Origin of the sequence: Sporosarcina saromensis, from assembly GCF_033253735.1 — a bacterium.
Taxonomy (GTDB): Bacteria; Bacillota; Bacilli; order Bacillales_A; family Planococcaceae; genus Sporosarcina; species Sporosarcina saromensis.
Window position 1 is genome coordinate 1 of record NZ_JAUBDI010000010.1, and the last position, 15,822, is coordinate 15,822.

A 15,822-nucleotide genomic window follows, 5' to 3' on the forward strand; every position below is an offset into this window, starting at 1 on the left:
TACCTCCTGTGAACTTAATGCCCAACAGGAGTGTAAGTATTTTTTCAGATGTTGGCAAGTGGCCTTTTTTTTATACATAAATTAGCTGCCGTTTTCTACATTTCTAGTGTGCCATAAACAATTGAATCGACATCTGATGATGCGGTGAATCGTAAATATTTCGCTAAAGGTTTTGGGGAAGTTAAACGGGAATCCGTCATGACCATGACGAACGGAGAAGAATACAAAGTGACATCGACCTTGTCATCCGTATCAAAACCATAAAAGGCGCGCCCACTTCTTCTAAAAAAATCACAAGTAAAAAAGAGGCTACCTCGTAAAAGGTGCCTCTTTTATTTGACGAATTATTGTTTCACTACGTTAGCAGCTTGAAGACCACGGTTGCCTTCTACAACTTCGAACTCAACGTGTTGACCTTCATCCAAAGTTTTAAATCCGTCTCCCTGAATAGCAGAGAAGTGTACGAATACATCGTCTTCTCCTTCAACTTCGATGAATCCGAAGCCTTTTTCAGAGTTGAACCATTTTACAGTACCTTGTTTCATGTGTGACTACCTCCAAATAATTGTACTTTCTAATACATGAAAAAAATTCACATATTACAAAAGGCACCGACAACGCCGATCACCTTTTGTAATACGTGAATCCGTCTGTTTCGGTAAAACTGATATTGTTACTGTTACTATACCATACCCAATTTAATTGTCAATATAACAATATCAAATATTCGAATTATTCTTCAGAATAATTGGAGCAGGCTCCCCATCGACAAAAGAGATAATGCCGTGAAAAATTTGCAACTCATCATCACAACCTTCACAATAGACTTTTTCTTCATCAGACCAAAATGCAAAGAAACATTCTTTACGCACTTCATGATGGTCAAATTGTCCAGAAAATTGCATTGTAACTGTATCCATATATTGTTTTGCTTCCGCTTTACAAGTAAAAACTTTTCGTGTTTGAATTTTTTCCTTCCAATCTTCAAACAACCACCACGGTTCATAGTCTGCTTTCATATAAATCACTTCATACATAGTTGATAGCTCCTCCTATCCATAAAGACCGTGAGTGGATTTATTTTAACAAATCCTTTCTCCAGTTCCAAGTAAATGGTTTCGTGTGTCCAATAGAATGTATTTCCCCTTCAAATACGTTATACTTGAACGTATAGACTGAAACTTTTCGGCCATTAAAACGTAATAAAGTAAAGAGACTTGAAGGAGGCCTGCATTCGATGCAAGAAGTTAAACAATTTTTCCTCAGACACTTTATCATTGCGCCCGTCAGCGCAGCAAGTTGGTTCACGATGATTTTTGCTGCAGGCATCAACCCATTTGCTGCAACAGGCCTAATGATTGCCATCTATCTAGGAGGTAATTTCACAATAAAACAAGTCCAACTTTCTTCAAATGTAAAACAACTCGGCATGTCTAGATCCGAATATAAGCATATTCAACATCAAATTACTGAAGCAAAAGGAAAAATAAAACAATTGAACAGCCTATATGGCCAAGTGCGATCTGTACAAGCGTTTAAACAAGTGTATGAAATGAACAACTTGGCTAGAAGGATTCTTACCATTGTACGCAAAAATCCTGCGAAATTTTACCACGTAGAAAAATTTTTCTATTCGCACTTGGATTCTGCGGTCGAGTTGACGTCAAAATACGCTATGCTTGTCAATCAACCATTAAAAGATCAAGAAATCAGGATTGCCCTGCAACATACAAGGGAAACACTTACTGATGTAAACAAGCAACTTGAACAAGATTTAAGAGGGGCTTTAGCTACAGACATCGAACAGCTTCAACTTGAGCTCGATTATGTAGATGTAACGATGAAAAACAACAAACCGTTGCTCGATATGAAAGGGGATTTCCGCAATGACAGAAAATAATTCGACGAACAATGTGAAAACAATGGATGACCTATTAGATAATCCTTTTACAATGGATGACACCTTACTACCAAAAGAGATGCAAACTGAACAACAAAATAACGGTGTCGCTGTTAAACTACTGGATCGTTTAACGCCGGAAGAACAGGATAAAGCGAAGCAATTAGCGGAACAAATTCCAGTTGGAAACTATGAAGCGATTATCACCTATGGAGCAAATGCCCAAAATGAATTATCACGCTTCTCACATAAAATGCTTGATCATGTCCAAAGCAAAGATATCGGTCCTGTCGGTGACGTGTTAAGTGATTTAATGGGAAAACTATCTGAAATTGACCCTGAAGATTTGTCCGAAAAGAAGAAATCAGGTCTTAGTCGTTTATTTAAAAAAGCAACTCGTTCCATTCAAGAAATGATGACGAAATACCAAAAGCTCAGCACACAAATCGATCGAATTGGCGTTCAACTTGAACATTCAAAACGCGGTTTACTCGAAGATGTTCAAATGCTAGACAGTTTGTATGAGCAAAACAAAACGTACTTCCAAGCATTGAATGTATACATCGCAGCAGCTGAATTGAAGCGAGATGAGATTGCTAATGTCATTATTCCTGAAATGCAACGGAAAGCTGAACTTTCAAATGACCAAATGGCCTTTCAAGAAGTGAATGATATGGGCCAATTCCTTGATCGACTGGAAAAAAGGTTGTATGATCTTCAGCTATCACGCCAGATTACAATTCAAAGTGCTCCGCAAATACGGATGATTCAACAGACAAACCAGACGTTAGCAGAGAAAATTCAATCATCCATCATGACATCCATTCCATTATGGAAAAACCAGATTGCGATTGCGCTTACGTTAAATCGTCAACGGAAAGCAGTTGAGTCACAGCGATTAGTGACAAAAACGACAAATGACCTTCTTTTGAAAAACTCCGAAATGCTGAAGGTCAATTCAATTGAGACTGCGAAGGAAAACGAACGTGGAATTATTGAAATTGATACATTGAAGAAAACACAAGAAAATCTTATCCAAACGATTGAAGAAACGCTTGTCATTCAAGCGGATGGGCGTGCAAAACGAAAAGCTGCTGAAGTGGAAATAGCCCGTATGGAAGAGGAGTTAAAACAGCGATTGTTAGCGGTTCACGAGAAAACGCAAACCCCTCGCCCTTCCTGAATTCGCAAAAAGCAACTCACCTAGCCTATAGGTAAGTTGCTTTTTTCATGAAGGTATATCATTGACTAATAACGATCGATAACAATTTCCGCAAAATTCGTAGCGTCTGATCAGAAAACTCTTCCACTGATGTGGATGCTGCTGACTTATTGCCAAACATCATTGCAAACAAAGCACGTTGTTCTTCCGTCGGCTCATCTGTCGCTAAAAACAAATGAATGACCGATACGCCATTTTTCTCTGCTTCCATCACTGCTGCACGTGTATCCATTATTCCATTCCGATCATAGCCAAATGCTGAAGGTTCACCGTCTGAAAAAACAAGTAGAAATTTATGTTTTTCATTTTGATTGAGTAAGCGCTTCATCATCCATCTGATTGCAAAACCATCACGGTTATCTTCGTTCGCCTCTAGAGAGAGGATGGTTGCACCGTCATCTCTTGTCGTCTTTTCAAATGAATGCAAAATGTCAAATACATTTGGTTGCATTTCTTTGGATGCATGGTTTGCATCTTCATAGTAAGAGGAAATTTCATGCTGTACAGCAAGTTGCCGTAATACATCATGAAACAATAAAACGGCTTTTTTTGTTTCATCCAATTTATCCATCATCGAAGCTGACCCGTCCACGAGTAAACCAAAAACTGCATCCAATCGCTCAGAAGGTTTATTCTTCCGATAGAACGGTTTCGGTCTTTCATCTACAACCATTGTCAATAGATCAGCTGAAAGCCTTCCCTTACTCAATTTTGTTCGTTTGTACTCTTCCTTTTGTTCAATCCGCTTTTTCATCTCTTCTATAAATGAGCGTACAAAAGGTTTCTGTTGTTCTCGCCACTTTAACAGCTTTTCAATTGTCACTGAATCGGTTTTCGCTTCCAATACATGTTCTTTATAAATGACATGAAGATGCTCTTTACCAAAATCGTGACCTGCCTTTTTAAAATCCGACGGTCTCTGGCTTAGAACCTCTTCTTTCATAGGTTTCGCTTGGGATTCCTTTTCGTTCCCTGTCGATGTACCAGAGCCGATTTCATGTATTTCGGCATCGTCATTTCCTTCCACTGCGTCTGTCCCATTCCCTTTTCCAGCTCGACCATGTTCCAACTCATACTGCAAGTGAACACCTGTTTCCCGTTCACTTTCACGGTGCCACGTCCGAAACAGCTCTTCAATGGTGTCTTTCGTTTCTTCATCTCCTAGTTGTGCGTCCCGCATTCCGTCATGGTAATGAAAAACGTCATTCTGTTCGGTAATTGCTTCGCCTACCGCATAATATTGACGAATGAGATCTTTTTCAATATGACCTTCCACGATGAACATGATGCGATGTACGAGTTGAACCATATCATAAGTGTTTCTCGCATCCGTTGCTTGCATTGCGAGCATTTGAACTTGTTCCATTGGAAATGACCAGCTTAACGGTTGGAGCGAAAGTGAACCTGCATGTATTGTTTGAAAGAGGTAATTCAGAAAGGCATCCGCAAGAAATCCTTGCTGCCGATTTGCTGTTAATTGATCGTGATGATAATCCAGCATGACGTCTCGTCGAATTGAAAATGCTCTCTTCGTCCCGGGACGACTCCTTTCGATCTTGTCGATTAATCTAAATTCTTCAAATAACAAGAGCATTTGTTCAGCAAGTTTCTTTAATGGATGCGACTCATAGTTTTGGCGAAACTGCAACCAATCATTCACAGAAAAGCACTTCCAAAAACCTGCTGTTAGTAAATAGACATCAGACAATCTACCCGCATGAGTCACGACTTCATTTCGATGCCTCCAAAAAACGCTCAGTGAAATGATCCCCTCTTTAGGTTGAAACTCCACTAACTTCCGCTCCGTCAATTTTATATACGGAGCGTCTGCTAGCGCCATGCCTACCCGTTCGTATAATAGGAGTTTGTTGACGTCGACAGATTCGTCATTGAATTGAATGAATCGATTCAATTTCACCAATTGGCTCGCCTCATTTCACCCATGTAACGACTAGCTCCATGACTAAATCACGCTCTATTTTATCTTCCAATTTTTCAGCAATCGCGTATGTGATGGCCCGCTCAAGAGGCATATGTTCCGCTAATGCAAGGGCATCCAACAAACTTCTGACGGAGGCAGCTTCCTCGGACAACAGCCCGTTTAACACTTGTTTCTTTAGGTCTTCGTGAATGTGAAGAAATGTCTCAACCATTTGCGGAGTCGAAGATGGATACAATGCTGTCATGACCTTTTCGAGTTGATCGCCCGTTAAGTAAGGGATGGAGAACGTGACAAATCTGTTTTTCAAAGCTTCGTTCATAGGTGAAGTACCGACATACCCTTCATTGATTGCTGCAATGACCGTAAAGTCTTCATGTGCATGGATCACTTCACCGGTAAATGGATTTGTCAACATTCTCCGATGGTCTAGCACACTATGGAGGATCGGAAGTGTTTCCGGCTTCGCCATATTAATTTCATCGATATACAAAATATGTCCATTTTTCATTGCCTGGACGACGGGACCTTCAACAAATTCAATATGCGTATTTCCTTCTTTCGCAATAATTGTCTTAAACCCTAACATCGACTCGGCATCTAAATCGACAGAGCAATTAATGCTTTGCATCGGTTGCTGAAAATAGGCTGAAATACTTTGTGCAAGTTTAGTTTTCCCCGAACCGGAAGGACCTTTTAATAGAATCGGTTTTTGCAACACGACTCCAATTAGAATATCTTCCCATAATGAAGGAATTGGAGAAATGTAACCACCTTGTTGGATCAATGTGTGATCATTTTGCGTATATTGCCGATTTACACGACGTTTTTGGGTATCAAGCACAAGTTTATTCATTCTTAATCAATCCTTTTCATTCGTAAAAAGCCCAATGCCGAGCGAAGCGACATTGGGTAACATTTTATTCAAAATAGGTTTTATAATAGCCGCCGACTTTACCTGTATTGTCTACGATAAAGAAGAATTCATCCGTTTCATTTTTCACTTCGTATTCTTTGCCAGGCGTTAATACATTCGTCACCACGTATTTCTCTGCATCAGCATGTTTACAAACTACTGTACGAATTGTCGGAGCAGTTGTCCATTCTGTAAAAGTCATTTCATACACTCTCCTTTGCGTTCATTTGAAAAAAGACCCGAATAGATCGGGTCCTCGTTAAGCTGTCTTTATTACGAACCGAGAAGAAGGTCTTCAGGGTTTTCAATTAATTCTTTCACCATTTTCAAGAAACCAACAGAATCTTTTCCGTCAATTACACGGTGATCGTATGATAATGCAATGTACATCATCGGACGAATTTCAACTTTATCGCCAACAGCGATTGGACGCTTTTGGATAGTATGCATACCGAGAATACCTACTTGCGTACCATTAAGGATTGGTGTAGAAAGGAGTGATCCAAATACCCCACCATTTGTAATCGTGAATGAACCACCGCTCATGTCCGCAAGCGTTAATTTATTGTCGCGTGCTTTCGCTGCAAGTTCACCGATGTTCGCCTCGATTTCTGCGAAGTTTTTACGGTCCGCATCACGAACGATTGGTACAACAAGACCACCTTCAGTTGACACAGCAATTCCTACGTCAAAATAATGCTTCAGGATGATTTCATCGCCATCGATTTCAGAGTTGACGTATGGGTATTTTTTCAATGCTGCAACGACAGCTTTCGTAAAGAATGACATGAAGCCAAGGCGCACATCATTTTTGTCGAAAAACTCATCTTTCTTGCGAGAACGTAGTTCCATGACTGCAGTCATATCTACTTCGTTGAAAGTCGTCAACATTGCTGTAGATTGCTTCACTTCCAATAGACGTTTCGCAATCGTTTGACGACGACGTGTCATCTTTTCGCGTGTTTCGCGTCCGTCTTCAACTGCTGGTGCAGCCGCTTTTGGAGCTGGCGCTGCTTGTGCAGCAGGAGCTTTAGGAGCTGTTCCGTGTGCTTCAACATCTTGCACGCGTACACGACCCATTGGATCCACGGTAGATACAGCAGCCAAATCGATTCCTTTTTCACGCGCTAGTTTGCGAGCTGCAGGGCTTGCAATCGTACGATCAGTAGATGATGCATCTTCTGCTGGTTGCGCTGGCGCTGCTTCAGGTGTAGCGGCAGGTGCTTCTTCCGTTTTTGGTGCAGACGCAGCTGGTTGAGCTGCAGGGGCACCTGCACCTTCTCCAACTACCGCAATTACTTGACCGACTTCAACCGTATCGCCTTCGCCAGCAAGTAGTTCTTGGATGACGCCTGCTTCTTCAGAAATGACTTCAACGTTTACTTTATCTGTTTCCAATTCAACGATGAATTCACCTTTTTCTACGCTTTCACCTGGTTGTTTCAACCATTTTGCAATTGTTCCTTCTGTAATCGATTCTGCAAGTTCAGGTACTCTAATCTCTGCCACAATAAATTCCTCCTCTGTTCTAACCGTTTAAACGGTAACTAACATTGCAATTTCATGTAGGATATTGACTTATTTTTTTAAAGCTTCATCAATAATGCGCTGTTGTTCGACTTTATGGTCTTCCCCGTTTCCTTCTGAAGGGCTCGCTCGATGAATACGGCCAACATAAGAAATGTCTTTGCCGTCTGCAAGTTCACGTAAATATGAATAAGCAAATGACCAAGAACCCATGTTTTTCGGTTCTTCCTGTACCCATACAAGTTCCTTCGCTTTCGGATAACGAGCAAGAATTTCAGCAATCTTATCGGAAGGGAATGGATACAGTTGTTCAACACGAACGATGTGTAAGTGATCGAACCCTTCTCCATCTTTCACCTTCTCAGCGAGGTCAATTGCCATTTTACCACTTGCGAAGAGGATCTTTTTCACTTTTTCAGGTTTTTGACCTGTTCCAGGTTGTTCAAGAACAGTTTGGAAATGGCCGTCTGACAAATCACTGACATCTGCTCCTACTAAAGGATGACGCAACAATGATTTTGGTGAAACGATAACAAGTGGACGTTCCACTTCCGTACCAAGCATTTTCGCCTGTCTACGTAAAATGTGGAAATAGTTTGCCGCACTTGATAGGTTGGCAACTGTCCAGTTATTTTCAGCACAAAGCTGTAAATATCTTTCAAGACGTGCACTGGAGTGTTCTGGGCCTTGCCCTTCGTACGCATGTGGTAACAACATAACCATTCCTGATTGTTGTCCCCATTTTGAGTGACTTGCCGAAATGAATTGGTCAAACATCGCTTGAGCCATATTCGCAAAATCTCCATATTGTGCTTCCCAAATGGACAACGCTTGGTCTTTCTCTAAGTTATACCCAAACTCATAACCGACAACAGCAAATTCTGTTAATGGGCTATTGTATGCTACGAACGATGCATTCGATCCACTAATATGATGCAAAGGAACGTATTCTTCACCAGTCTTTTCATCATGCAACACAAGATGACGATGTGCAAATGTACCACGTTGGACATCTTGCCCAGTTAATCGGATAGGTTTTCCATCTTGCAAAATTGAACCGAATGCTAACTGTTCTGCATGTGCCCAATCCACTTTACCTTTACCTTTAAATGGTTCCTCACGGCGTTTCAAAATACGGTTCAATTTGCTGAACACTGTAAAGTTTTCCGGATACGTAAGCAATTCTTCATTCATACGCGTTAACTGCTCTTCAGACACGCCTGTTTCAAGGTCTCTTGGATAACCGTTCAAGACGATTTCCGGTGTCGCATTCGAGCTACGTTTTGCATCAGAAGAATGTTCTTTTACGCGATCATAAGCGGATTGCATAACTGCGAATACATCAGAATCCATTTTTTCAACTTCTTCTTTGCTGAGAATATTCGCATTCACAAGTTCCTCGCCATACAGTTGTCTTGCCGTAGGGTGTTTATGAATTAAGTGATACATCATTGGGTTCGTAACGAGTGGTTCATCCATTTCGTTATGTCCGTATCTTCTATATCCAACTAAGTCTATTAAAATATCCTTACCGAATTTTTGACGGTATTCAAAAGCGAATGCCGCAGCTGCAATCACTGATTCAGGACTGTCTGCGTTCACATGCATGATCGGTACTTCAAAACCTTTTGCAGGATCTGATGAATAATGTGTTGATCTTGAATCGTAATATTCGGTTGTAAAGCCAATTGTATTGTTCGCGATAACGTGGATGGATCCGCCCGTACGGTAACCACGCACTCGACTATAGTTAAACGTTTCCGGTACAATTCCTTGTCCAGGGAAAGCGGCATCTCCGTGAATCATAATTGCGTATGCTGCATTTGTATCCTGTACAGGAATCCCTTCGTGGTCAGTTGTTTCCTGTGCAGCGCGTGTTTGACCTGCTACGACCGGATTGACAACTTCCAAATGTGATGGATTGTACGCTAAGAAACGTTCCATCCCCGATGGTCCTTTGTACAAACCGCCCATATGGTATTTCACGTCTCCGAACCAGCCACGCGTCGTGACAAGTGAGCCGTCTTCAGGAAGAAACGGAGATGAAGGAACACCAGCGAACTCCGCGAACATCATTTCGTAAGGTTTGTTCAAAATGTGGGTTAATACATTTAATCGACCACGGTGAGCCATACCAATTAATAGTTTCTTCATTTTTTCCGCTTCTGATTTACGGACAAGTTCATCTAAAAGGAGAACAAGTGAATCCAAACCTTCAATGGAGAAACGTTTCGCCCCGACAAAAGTGCGGTGTATGAATTTCTCAAACCCTTCAACTTTTGTCAATCGGTGTAATAGTTCTTTTTTATTTTCAGCTGAAAGACTAACTGAGATTTCCCCATTTTCAATTTTACCTTGAATCCAATTGCGTTCTTCTTCATCAATGACATGTGCAAATTCATAAGCGATTTTGCCAGTGTACAATGATTTCAAATAATTCACTGCATCCAACCCGGTTTCTACAGTAGATGGAGCATTTTTCATAAATAAGGAGGCCGGCATTGTCTGCAAATCGTTTTCTGTTAACCCGTAGTAAGAGAGCTCGAGTCGTGTCGAGTCTTTAGGACGATCATTGAGTGGATAAATATCCGCTGCAAGATGACCATATGCACGAATCGCATCAATTAACGTATACGCAGCTAAAATCTTTCCGAAATCGCCCGTTGGGACGGCAGCTGCTGTTGTTGCCTGCTCAACACCATCCACAGAAGGTGCTCCGTAGCTTCTGAACATTTCTGCAAGCTCTGGATCTACTGATTCTGGTGAAGTTTTGAACAGTTCATACATTTCCATTACATACCCGAGGTTCGGACCTTTGAAAACCGAATAAGGGGAACGTTGGGCACCAACATTGTTCGACATGTAAAATGACCTCCACATTTGCCTATTGGCCTGTTGTGTTTATATTTTTTATCCGTATCCATAGTACCACGCAAACAGTCTAACTAAAAGGGTTTAGAACTATTTTATTGACTTTTGCGCCGACAACAACGATACACCTCATTGCATTTGAATGCAACAGTTTATCGACAATTTTATTACGGCAAAATGTCTCTTCCAGCTAATTTTTGTACGTTAGGATTAATTCAGCCATTTTCGCAGGAGATTTCGTATTTGCAACTTTGACCATTTTTGTATGTAATTGTTGCTGATTTTGTAGAAGTTTCTCCAAACAAACTACTAGCCGTTCACGCTCAAGTTCCTCTTCCTTCACGACATTTGCAATACCGAGAGACTGGAAGAGTGATGCATTCACTAGTTGATCTCCCCTACTTTTTGCGGCAGACAATGGAATGAGTAGCATTGGTTTCAATAAGGAAAGCAATTCAAATATCGCATTTGAACCCGCACGCGATACGGCAAAGTCAGCAGCTGCCAACAAATGCGGCAATCCTTCTGTTACATATTCAAATTGTGTGTAGCCTGTCAAATGCTCCAATGTCTCGTCAATATTTCCTTTACCGCAAAGGTGGATGATTTCAAACATCTCCAGGAGTTCATCCAAATCTTTTCTGACTGCCTCATTCAAGATTGCTGAACCTTGACTTCCCCCCATCACAATAACGACAGGTTTCGTACCAGACAATCTTGCAATGCGTAGACCTTCATTTCTATCTCCTGTAAAAATTTCTGGACGGATGACAGCACCTGTGCACGTCGCTTTTCCGGCTGGTACATACTCCAACGTCTGTTCAAAAACCGTGAAAATATGATTTGAAAATGGAAGAGCGAGCTTGTTTGCCAATCCAGGTGTCACATCTGACTCATGTACAACTACCGGAACTTTCGCCAGTTTAGCTGCTAGCACGACTGGGACTGATACAAAACCACCTTTTGAAAAGACGATTTCAGGCTTTAATTTTCGCAGAATCGCGAACGCTTGTAGGGCGCCTGCTCCAACACGTACAGGATCCGTAAAGTTTTTCATGGAAAAATAACGGCGAAGTTTACCACTTTGTATCGCATGATACGTAACTTCCTTATGTCTACCTTCAATTAACTCTTTTTCAATTCCATCATGGGAACCAATATAATGAATTTCATAGCCCTTCTCCAAAAATTCTGGAATAAGCGCTTCATTGACGGAAACATGCCCTGCAGTTCCGCCGCCTGTTAGTACTATAACCGGCCGTTTCATCTGGCCATTCACCTCTTCAATTGAATATAAGCATATCTAAAATGCTTCTTTGCTATTATAGCAGAGAAATCATGGTACAATGTTGATTGATTTATTTCGATCAAAATTTATGTTTCTTACTGTCAACGGTCAATAAAGTTAGGAGTTCGTGCTATGGAAGAAGTTACATCACTAAAAGCAAAGTCCACAACATTTGCAAAAATCGTCATACCCATTCTTATTACGCAAGTAGCCTTATACATGATGACGTTTTTTGATATTCTCATGACTGGAAGATACAACACCGAAGATTTAGCAGGTGTAACGATCGGCTCCTCTTTTTGGGTGCCTGTATACACTGGCTTATCTGGCATTCTTATGGGCTTAACCCCAATGATTGCACACTATATTGGTGCAGGTAAAAAACACGAAACGCGACCATCTGTCCAACAAGGACTATACGTTTCCCTCGTCCTCTCTATAGTAGTGTTCACACTTGTATTGGTTGCCATTATTCCTGCAATCCAAAACATGCCGTTAGAAGCCCCGGTAAAAGTAGTTGCGGGTCATTATTTACAAGGGATGAGTATTGGATTAATTCCACTCTTCGCCTACACTGTGTTGCGTTCGTTCTTTGATGCACTCGGCGCAACACGAGTGTCAATGTTTATCATTTTACTTTCTGCACCTATCAACATTGCGCTCAATTATTTACTCATCTTTGGGAATTTCGGCTTCCCTGAATTGGGTGGAGCAGGTGCTGGATATGCTTCCGGTATCACCTACTGGATTGTGTTAAGTATTGCAGCCTTAATTGCTTGGAAACGCAAACCTTTTCAATCGTATCAGTTATTTAAAGGTTGGCAACGTGTTTCCTTTGCAAAATGCCTCGAAATTATAAAAATCGGTGTTCCAATCGGCCTTTCAATATTTGTCGAAATCAGCATTTTCTCTGTCGTTACATTGCTAATGAGCGGCTATACGACAGAAACAATCTCAGCACACCAAATCGCTTTGAATTTTACGTCTCTCCTCTATATGATACCGCTCAGCATCTCGATGGGTGCAACAATTTTAGTTGGTCAAGCAGTCGGTGCACGAAAAATGAAGACGGCTAAACAATATAGTTTTCTTGCAGTCGGTCTAGCAGTTCTATTTAGTTTCATTTCAATCGTCATTTTATTAGTCTTTAGACAACCCATTGCATCGTTGTATACGACAGATCAGACGATCATCGAACTAGCCGTTCATTTCTTTGTGTTTGCTGCGTTTTTCCAATTGTCTGATGCGATTCAAGCACCTATACAAGGATCACTTCGAGGGTATAAAGATGTGAATATGACGTTCATAATGGCGATTATCTCTTTCTGGGGCATTGGGCTTCCAGTCGGTTATTTCACAGCTATGTATACGGAACTTGGTCCATTTGGATATTGGGTTGGCCTTATCGTTGGATTGACAATTGGTGCGATTACGTTAAGCTTACGTTTACGTGTGATTCAAAAGAGACATGAACTCAAAGAAACAGCTTGATGTCATACTAGCAAAATCGATTATCAATTGTCACTTCAGGTATGTTGATTAACAAATTTACGGGATATAAGAGTATATAATTTCCCTTGTACTCTCGATAAACAGCGGATTTCCGCTCCAGGCGGACGCGTTCCGCGGGCACGGCTTCAGCCGCTTCCCTCGCTTCGCTCAGTCCAGGGTCTTCAGCTCGCGCTGTTCCCGCTGGAGTCGCCGCCTTCTGCTCCAATCCTGATGAGCGTTTTCTACAGTGAGAGGCAAATAAGTTGTCGTCACAAAATAGTTAGCTGGAGTTCATGCGCCGATCCTCGAAAATGCTACGCATTTCCTTCGTGAGGTGAGTATTCGGGGGAGCCTTTTCAATGTCCTGCGGGGGATAACACGATTGGTGAGACCCTGCAGCTAAAGCCGTCACGCAGAACGGCTTTTGTGTACAAAAGACGAGCGTTGTGAGCAAGGATGTCCTTGCCCCGCGGAAAGCGTGTGCCGAAACGCAAGTCAACGGTTTCGAAGAAGTCTACTTGTTAATAAGTGTTTATTCAAACAAACGTATTGTCACTTCACTTTCTAGAAAACGTTTTTCAAGCCCCCTTATCCATATGCCTTAATTGTTGAATGCATGAAAATCATTTCCAACCAATAAAAATTTGCTTAGAAAAAACGCATGGACCAGATGGTAAACTGGTTTCATGCGTTTTTTATTGTTAAGATACTACTTCCTAATACTGTGAAGCTTACTTCTGGATGAATTGTTGTGTCCAGTAGTGGCCATTTGCATCATATCCGATACCGATATGTGTGAAACTTGGTGTTAGGATATTTTGTCTGTGTCCAGGTGAATCCATCCAAGCTTTGACAACTTCTTCTGCACTACGTTGGCCCATTGCAATGTTTTCAGCTGCAGCACGGTAAGAGATACCGTTAGCTTTCATTTGATCGAACGGAGAACCGTAAGTTGGACTTGTATGAGAGAAATAATTGTTTTTCGCCATATCTGTTGATTTTTGACGAGCAGAATTCATTAGTTTCGCATCGATTTGCAATGGTTGAAGTCCCGCTTTTTGTCTTTCAGCATTCGTCAAGTTCAAAACAGCTTGCTCAATAGCAGAAATGGATGCGTTTTGACCTGGGTTTGTTGATGGTTGTTGTGGTGCTGGCTTGCTTGGTTGTTGTGTCGGTGGTGTAGATGGTTTCTCCACCGGTTTATTTGGTGTAACCGGTTTTTGTGGCACTACCGGCTTGTTTGGTGTTTCAGGTTTTTGTTCGTTACCCGGTTTGTTTGGAGTAACTGGTTTTTGTTGTTCAGGCTTAACCGGTTTTTCTACGTTTACAAATATATTTTCACCAAATTGTTCTTTCAGTTTATCAAGATAGGAAGTAAAGTAGTTGTTTACTTCGTTGAGAGAATTGAATTTCCCCTCATATACATAATATTGTACGTCCTCTATTGTTTTTTGAACCTTTGCATCGTTTAATTGAGTTGATGCTTCTACACTATTGTTGTTCGGCAGCAAGAGCGCCGAACCGAGTAAGATGACAGCCATCGATTTTTTCATCTCTTAACTCCTCCCTTCGCAAACTATCATATCGCAAAGTTGAAGTTGAGAATCGACAAGATTATCCAGCATAACCAAAGAATTTAAGTTTCCCTTTGTTTAAGTAGTTTCGCAAAGGCGTTTTTGGATAATTAAGGAGTGCTAGTTTATTATTTCATCTCAAGTAGGGTTGACATATTAAGATTGTTTGCTAGAAGGATATACATATTCAAGGTCCTTGATGCCTTCACCAATTACAACAAGTGAAGGATCCATTTTTACATACTCAGGAAGCCAGTTGACCATTCCGTAAGCATATTGGAATAAAAACGGATGACTTGCGCCTTCAACGGGGACATATCCTTTCATACGGTAGACAGTATCCGGCAATGCTTTGACCCATTGCTCAAAATGTTCTTTTTGTACAGGTTTCTCTAAAACAATCAATTTAGAAGACAACGGCAAATTTTTACCTGAAATGATCGGTTTTGTCGGTAAGTGTTGCAACTTTTGTAGCGTTTCTTCTATATAAGCAAACGAAACTTGTGCATTACTTGTTTGGATGATCGGTGCATTTTCATTGAAATTAGCGAGTTCCATCGATACGGTAGCTAATTGGCTTTCTGTCAATAAATCCGTTTTATTCAAGACAAGCAGATGTGCATGTTTAATCTGTTCCATGAATAACGCACGGATCTGCGGAGACATGGTATGACGCTCAATCCATCGTTTGGCATCCGCAACCGTTACAATGCCTTTCACATCCAAGCGGTCCGCAAATAGTGGGGAATAGACGGCATCCAGCGCTTCAACAGGATGAGCAGCACCCGTCGTTTCAATAAGGATGACGTCAACCTCATATTCTTCTAAAAGGCCTTGTAACTGTGCCTCCGTTTTCTCAGATCCCGTACAGCAGATGCACCCATTCAACAATTCTTTAAGTGGCACATCCTTTGAATCTCCTACCGTGTCCGAATCAATGGAAATGGCACCAAATTCATTCATGAGAACGGCTGGTTTCAGCCCTTGTTCTCTAATATGCTGTATCAAGTTCACGAGCAATGATGTTTTACCACTTCCTAGAAAACCACTTAACAAATAGACATCTGTCATTTGAATACCTCCCTAATTTCTAT

Annotated in this window: 13 protein-coding genes; 3 read left to right on the forward strand and 10 right to left on the reverse strand. The window is 41.2% G+C overall.

What is annotated here, in order from left to right:
• Positions 1 to 344: 344 nt before the first annotated feature.
• Both QT711_RS11055 and QT711_RS11060 read right to left on the reverse strand, forming a co-directional pair.
• Positions 345 to 545, reverse strand: coding sequence for a cold-shock protein (locus tag QT711_RS11055; RefSeq protein ID WP_184210741.1), 201 nt, complete (start codon positions 543 to 545; stop codon positions 345 to 347).
• Between the two features lie 174 nt (positions 546 to 719).
• A complete protein-coding gene (locus QT711_RS11060; protein WP_317944248.1) occupies positions 720 to 1,037 on the reverse strand; it encodes a DUF1033 family protein in 318 nt (105 codons plus the stop codon).
• 200 nt (positions 1,038 to 1,237) lie between these two features.
• Here QT711_RS11060 and QT711_RS11065 point away from each other — a divergent pair, with 200 nt between their 5' ends.
• The gene (locus QT711_RS11065; RefSeq protein WP_317944250.1) at positions 1,238 to 1,900 is read left to right on the forward strand and encodes a 5-bromo-4-chloroindolyl phosphate hydrolysis family protein; all 663 of its coding nucleotides are present in this window, start codon (positions 1,238 to 1,240) and stop codon (positions 1,898 to 1,900) included.
• Positions 1,887 to 3,083: a toxic anion resistance protein gene (locus tag QT711_RS11070; RefSeq protein ID WP_317944251.1), complete on the forward strand. Its 1,197-nt coding sequence runs from the start codon at positions 1,887 to 1,889 to the stop codon at positions 3,081 to 3,083. The genes QT711_RS11065 and QT711_RS11070 overlap by 14 nt, the downstream gene beginning before the upstream one ends.
• 58 nt (positions 3,084 to 3,141) lie before the next feature.
• Here QT711_RS11070 and QT711_RS11075 read toward each other — a convergent pair whose 3' ends face one another.
• From QT711_RS11075 to QT711_RS11100, 6 genes are all read right to left on the reverse strand, one after another.
• Complete coding sequence (locus tag QT711_RS11075; protein ID WP_450097601.1) at positions 3,142 to 5,040, reverse strand: vWA domain-containing protein; 1,899 nt, start codon at positions 5,038 to 5,040, stop codon at positions 3,142 to 3,144.
• Positions 5,041 to 5,053: 13 nt separating this feature from the next.
• On the reverse strand, positions 5,054 to 5,917 hold the full coding sequence (locus tag QT711_RS11080; RefSeq protein WP_317944253.1) for an ATP-binding protein: 864 nt from the start codon (positions 5,915 to 5,917) through the stop codon (positions 5,054 to 5,056).
• 64 nt (positions 5,918 to 5,981) lie between these two features.
• Complete coding sequence (locus QT711_RS11085; RefSeq protein ID WP_317944255.1) at positions 5,982 to 6,179, reverse strand: DUF6501 family protein; 198 nt, start codon at positions 6,177 to 6,179, stop codon at positions 5,982 to 5,984.
• A gap of 71 nt (positions 6,180 to 6,250) precedes the next feature.
• Positions 6,251 to 7,486 (reverse strand): 2-oxoglutarate dehydrogenase complex dihydrolipoyllysine-residue succinyltransferase, encoded by a 1,236-nt coding sequence (odhB, locus tag QT711_RS11090; RefSeq protein ID WP_317944257.1) that lies wholly within the window; start codon positions 7,484 to 7,486, stop codon positions 6,251 to 6,253.
• Positions 7,487 to 7,555: 69 nt separating this feature from the next.
• Positions 7,556 to 10,366, reverse strand: a complete 2,811-nt coding sequence (locus QT711_RS11095) for a 2-oxoglutarate dehydrogenase E1 component (protein ID WP_317944259.1) — start codon at positions 10,364 to 10,366, stop codon at positions 7,556 to 7,558.
• A gap of 199 nt (positions 10,367 to 10,565) precedes the next feature.
• A complete protein-coding gene (locus QT711_RS11100) occupies positions 10,566 to 11,642 on the reverse strand; it encodes an undecaprenyldiphospho-muramoylpentapeptide beta-N-acetylglucosaminyltransferase (protein WP_317944260.1) in 1,077 nt (358 codons plus the stop codon).
• Between the two features lie 153 nt (positions 11,643 to 11,795).
• Between QT711_RS11100 and QT711_RS11105 the strand changes: the two genes are divergently transcribed.
• The gene (locus QT711_RS11105) at positions 11,796 to 13,154 is read left to right on the forward strand and encodes an MATE family efflux transporter (RefSeq protein ID WP_317944261.1); all 1,359 of its coding nucleotides are present in this window, start codon (positions 11,796 to 11,798) and stop codon (positions 13,152 to 13,154) included.
• A gap of 731 nt (positions 13,155 to 13,885) precedes the next feature.
• Here the strand turns inward: QT711_RS11105 and QT711_RS11110 are convergent.
• Positions 13,886 to 14,707 (reverse strand): CAP domain-containing protein, encoded by an 822-nt coding sequence (locus QT711_RS11110; RefSeq protein ID WP_317944262.1) that lies wholly within the window; start codon positions 14,705 to 14,707, stop codon positions 13,886 to 13,888.
• A 177-nt stretch (positions 14,708 to 14,884) separates the two neighbouring features.
• Positions 14,885 to 15,799, reverse strand: a complete 915-nt coding sequence (locus tag QT711_RS11115; RefSeq protein ID WP_317944263.1) for a CobW family GTP-binding protein — start codon at positions 15,797 to 15,799, stop codon at positions 14,885 to 14,887.
• Between the last annotated feature and the right edge of the window lie 23 nt (positions 15,800 to 15,822).

Excerpts from the sequence above, each read along its gene's own strand:
- QT711_RS11060 (WP_317944248.1), bottom strand. The coding sequence starts at position 1,037 with ATGTATGAAGTGATTTATATGAAAGCAGACTATGAACCGTGGTGGTTG.
- QT711_RS11055 (WP_184210741.1), bottom strand. The coding sequence starts at position 545 with ATGAAACAAGGTACTGTAAAATGGTTCAACTCTGAAAAAGGCTTCGGA.
- QT711_RS11100 (WP_317944260.1), bottom strand. The coding sequence starts at position 11,642 with ATGAAACGGCCGGTTATAGTACTAACAGGCGGCGGAACTGCAGGGCAT.
- QT711_RS11115 (WP_317944263.1), bottom strand. The coding sequence starts at position 15,799 with ATGACAGATGTCTATTTGTTAAGTGGTTTTCTAGGAAGTGGTAAAACA.
- QT711_RS11085 (WP_317944255.1), bottom strand. The coding sequence starts at position 6,179 with ATGACTTTTACAGAATGGACAACTGCTCCGACAATTCGTACAGTAGTT.
- QT711_RS11105 (WP_317944261.1), top strand. The coding sequence starts at position 11,796 with ATGGAAGAAGTTACATCACTAAAAGCAAAGTCCACAACATTTGCAAAA.
- QT711_RS11110 (WP_317944262.1), bottom strand. The coding sequence starts at position 14,707 with ATGAAAAAATCGATGGCTGTCATCTTACTCGGTTCGGCGCTCTTGCTG.
- QT711_RS11070 (WP_317944251.1), top strand. The coding sequence starts at position 1,887 with ATGACAGAAAATAATTCGACGAACAATGTGAAAACAATGGATGACCTA.
- QT711_RS11095 (WP_317944259.1), bottom strand. The coding sequence starts at position 10,366 with ATGTCGAACAATGTTGGTGCCCAACGTTCCCCTTATTCGGTTTTCAAA.
- QT711_RS11065 (WP_317944250.1), top strand. The coding sequence starts at position 1,238 with ATGCAAGAAGTTAAACAATTTTTCCTCAGACACTTTATCATTGCGCCC.
- QT711_RS11080 (WP_317944253.1), bottom strand. The coding sequence starts at position 5,917 with ATGAATAAACTTGTGCTTGATACCCAAAAACGTCGTGTAAATCGGCAA.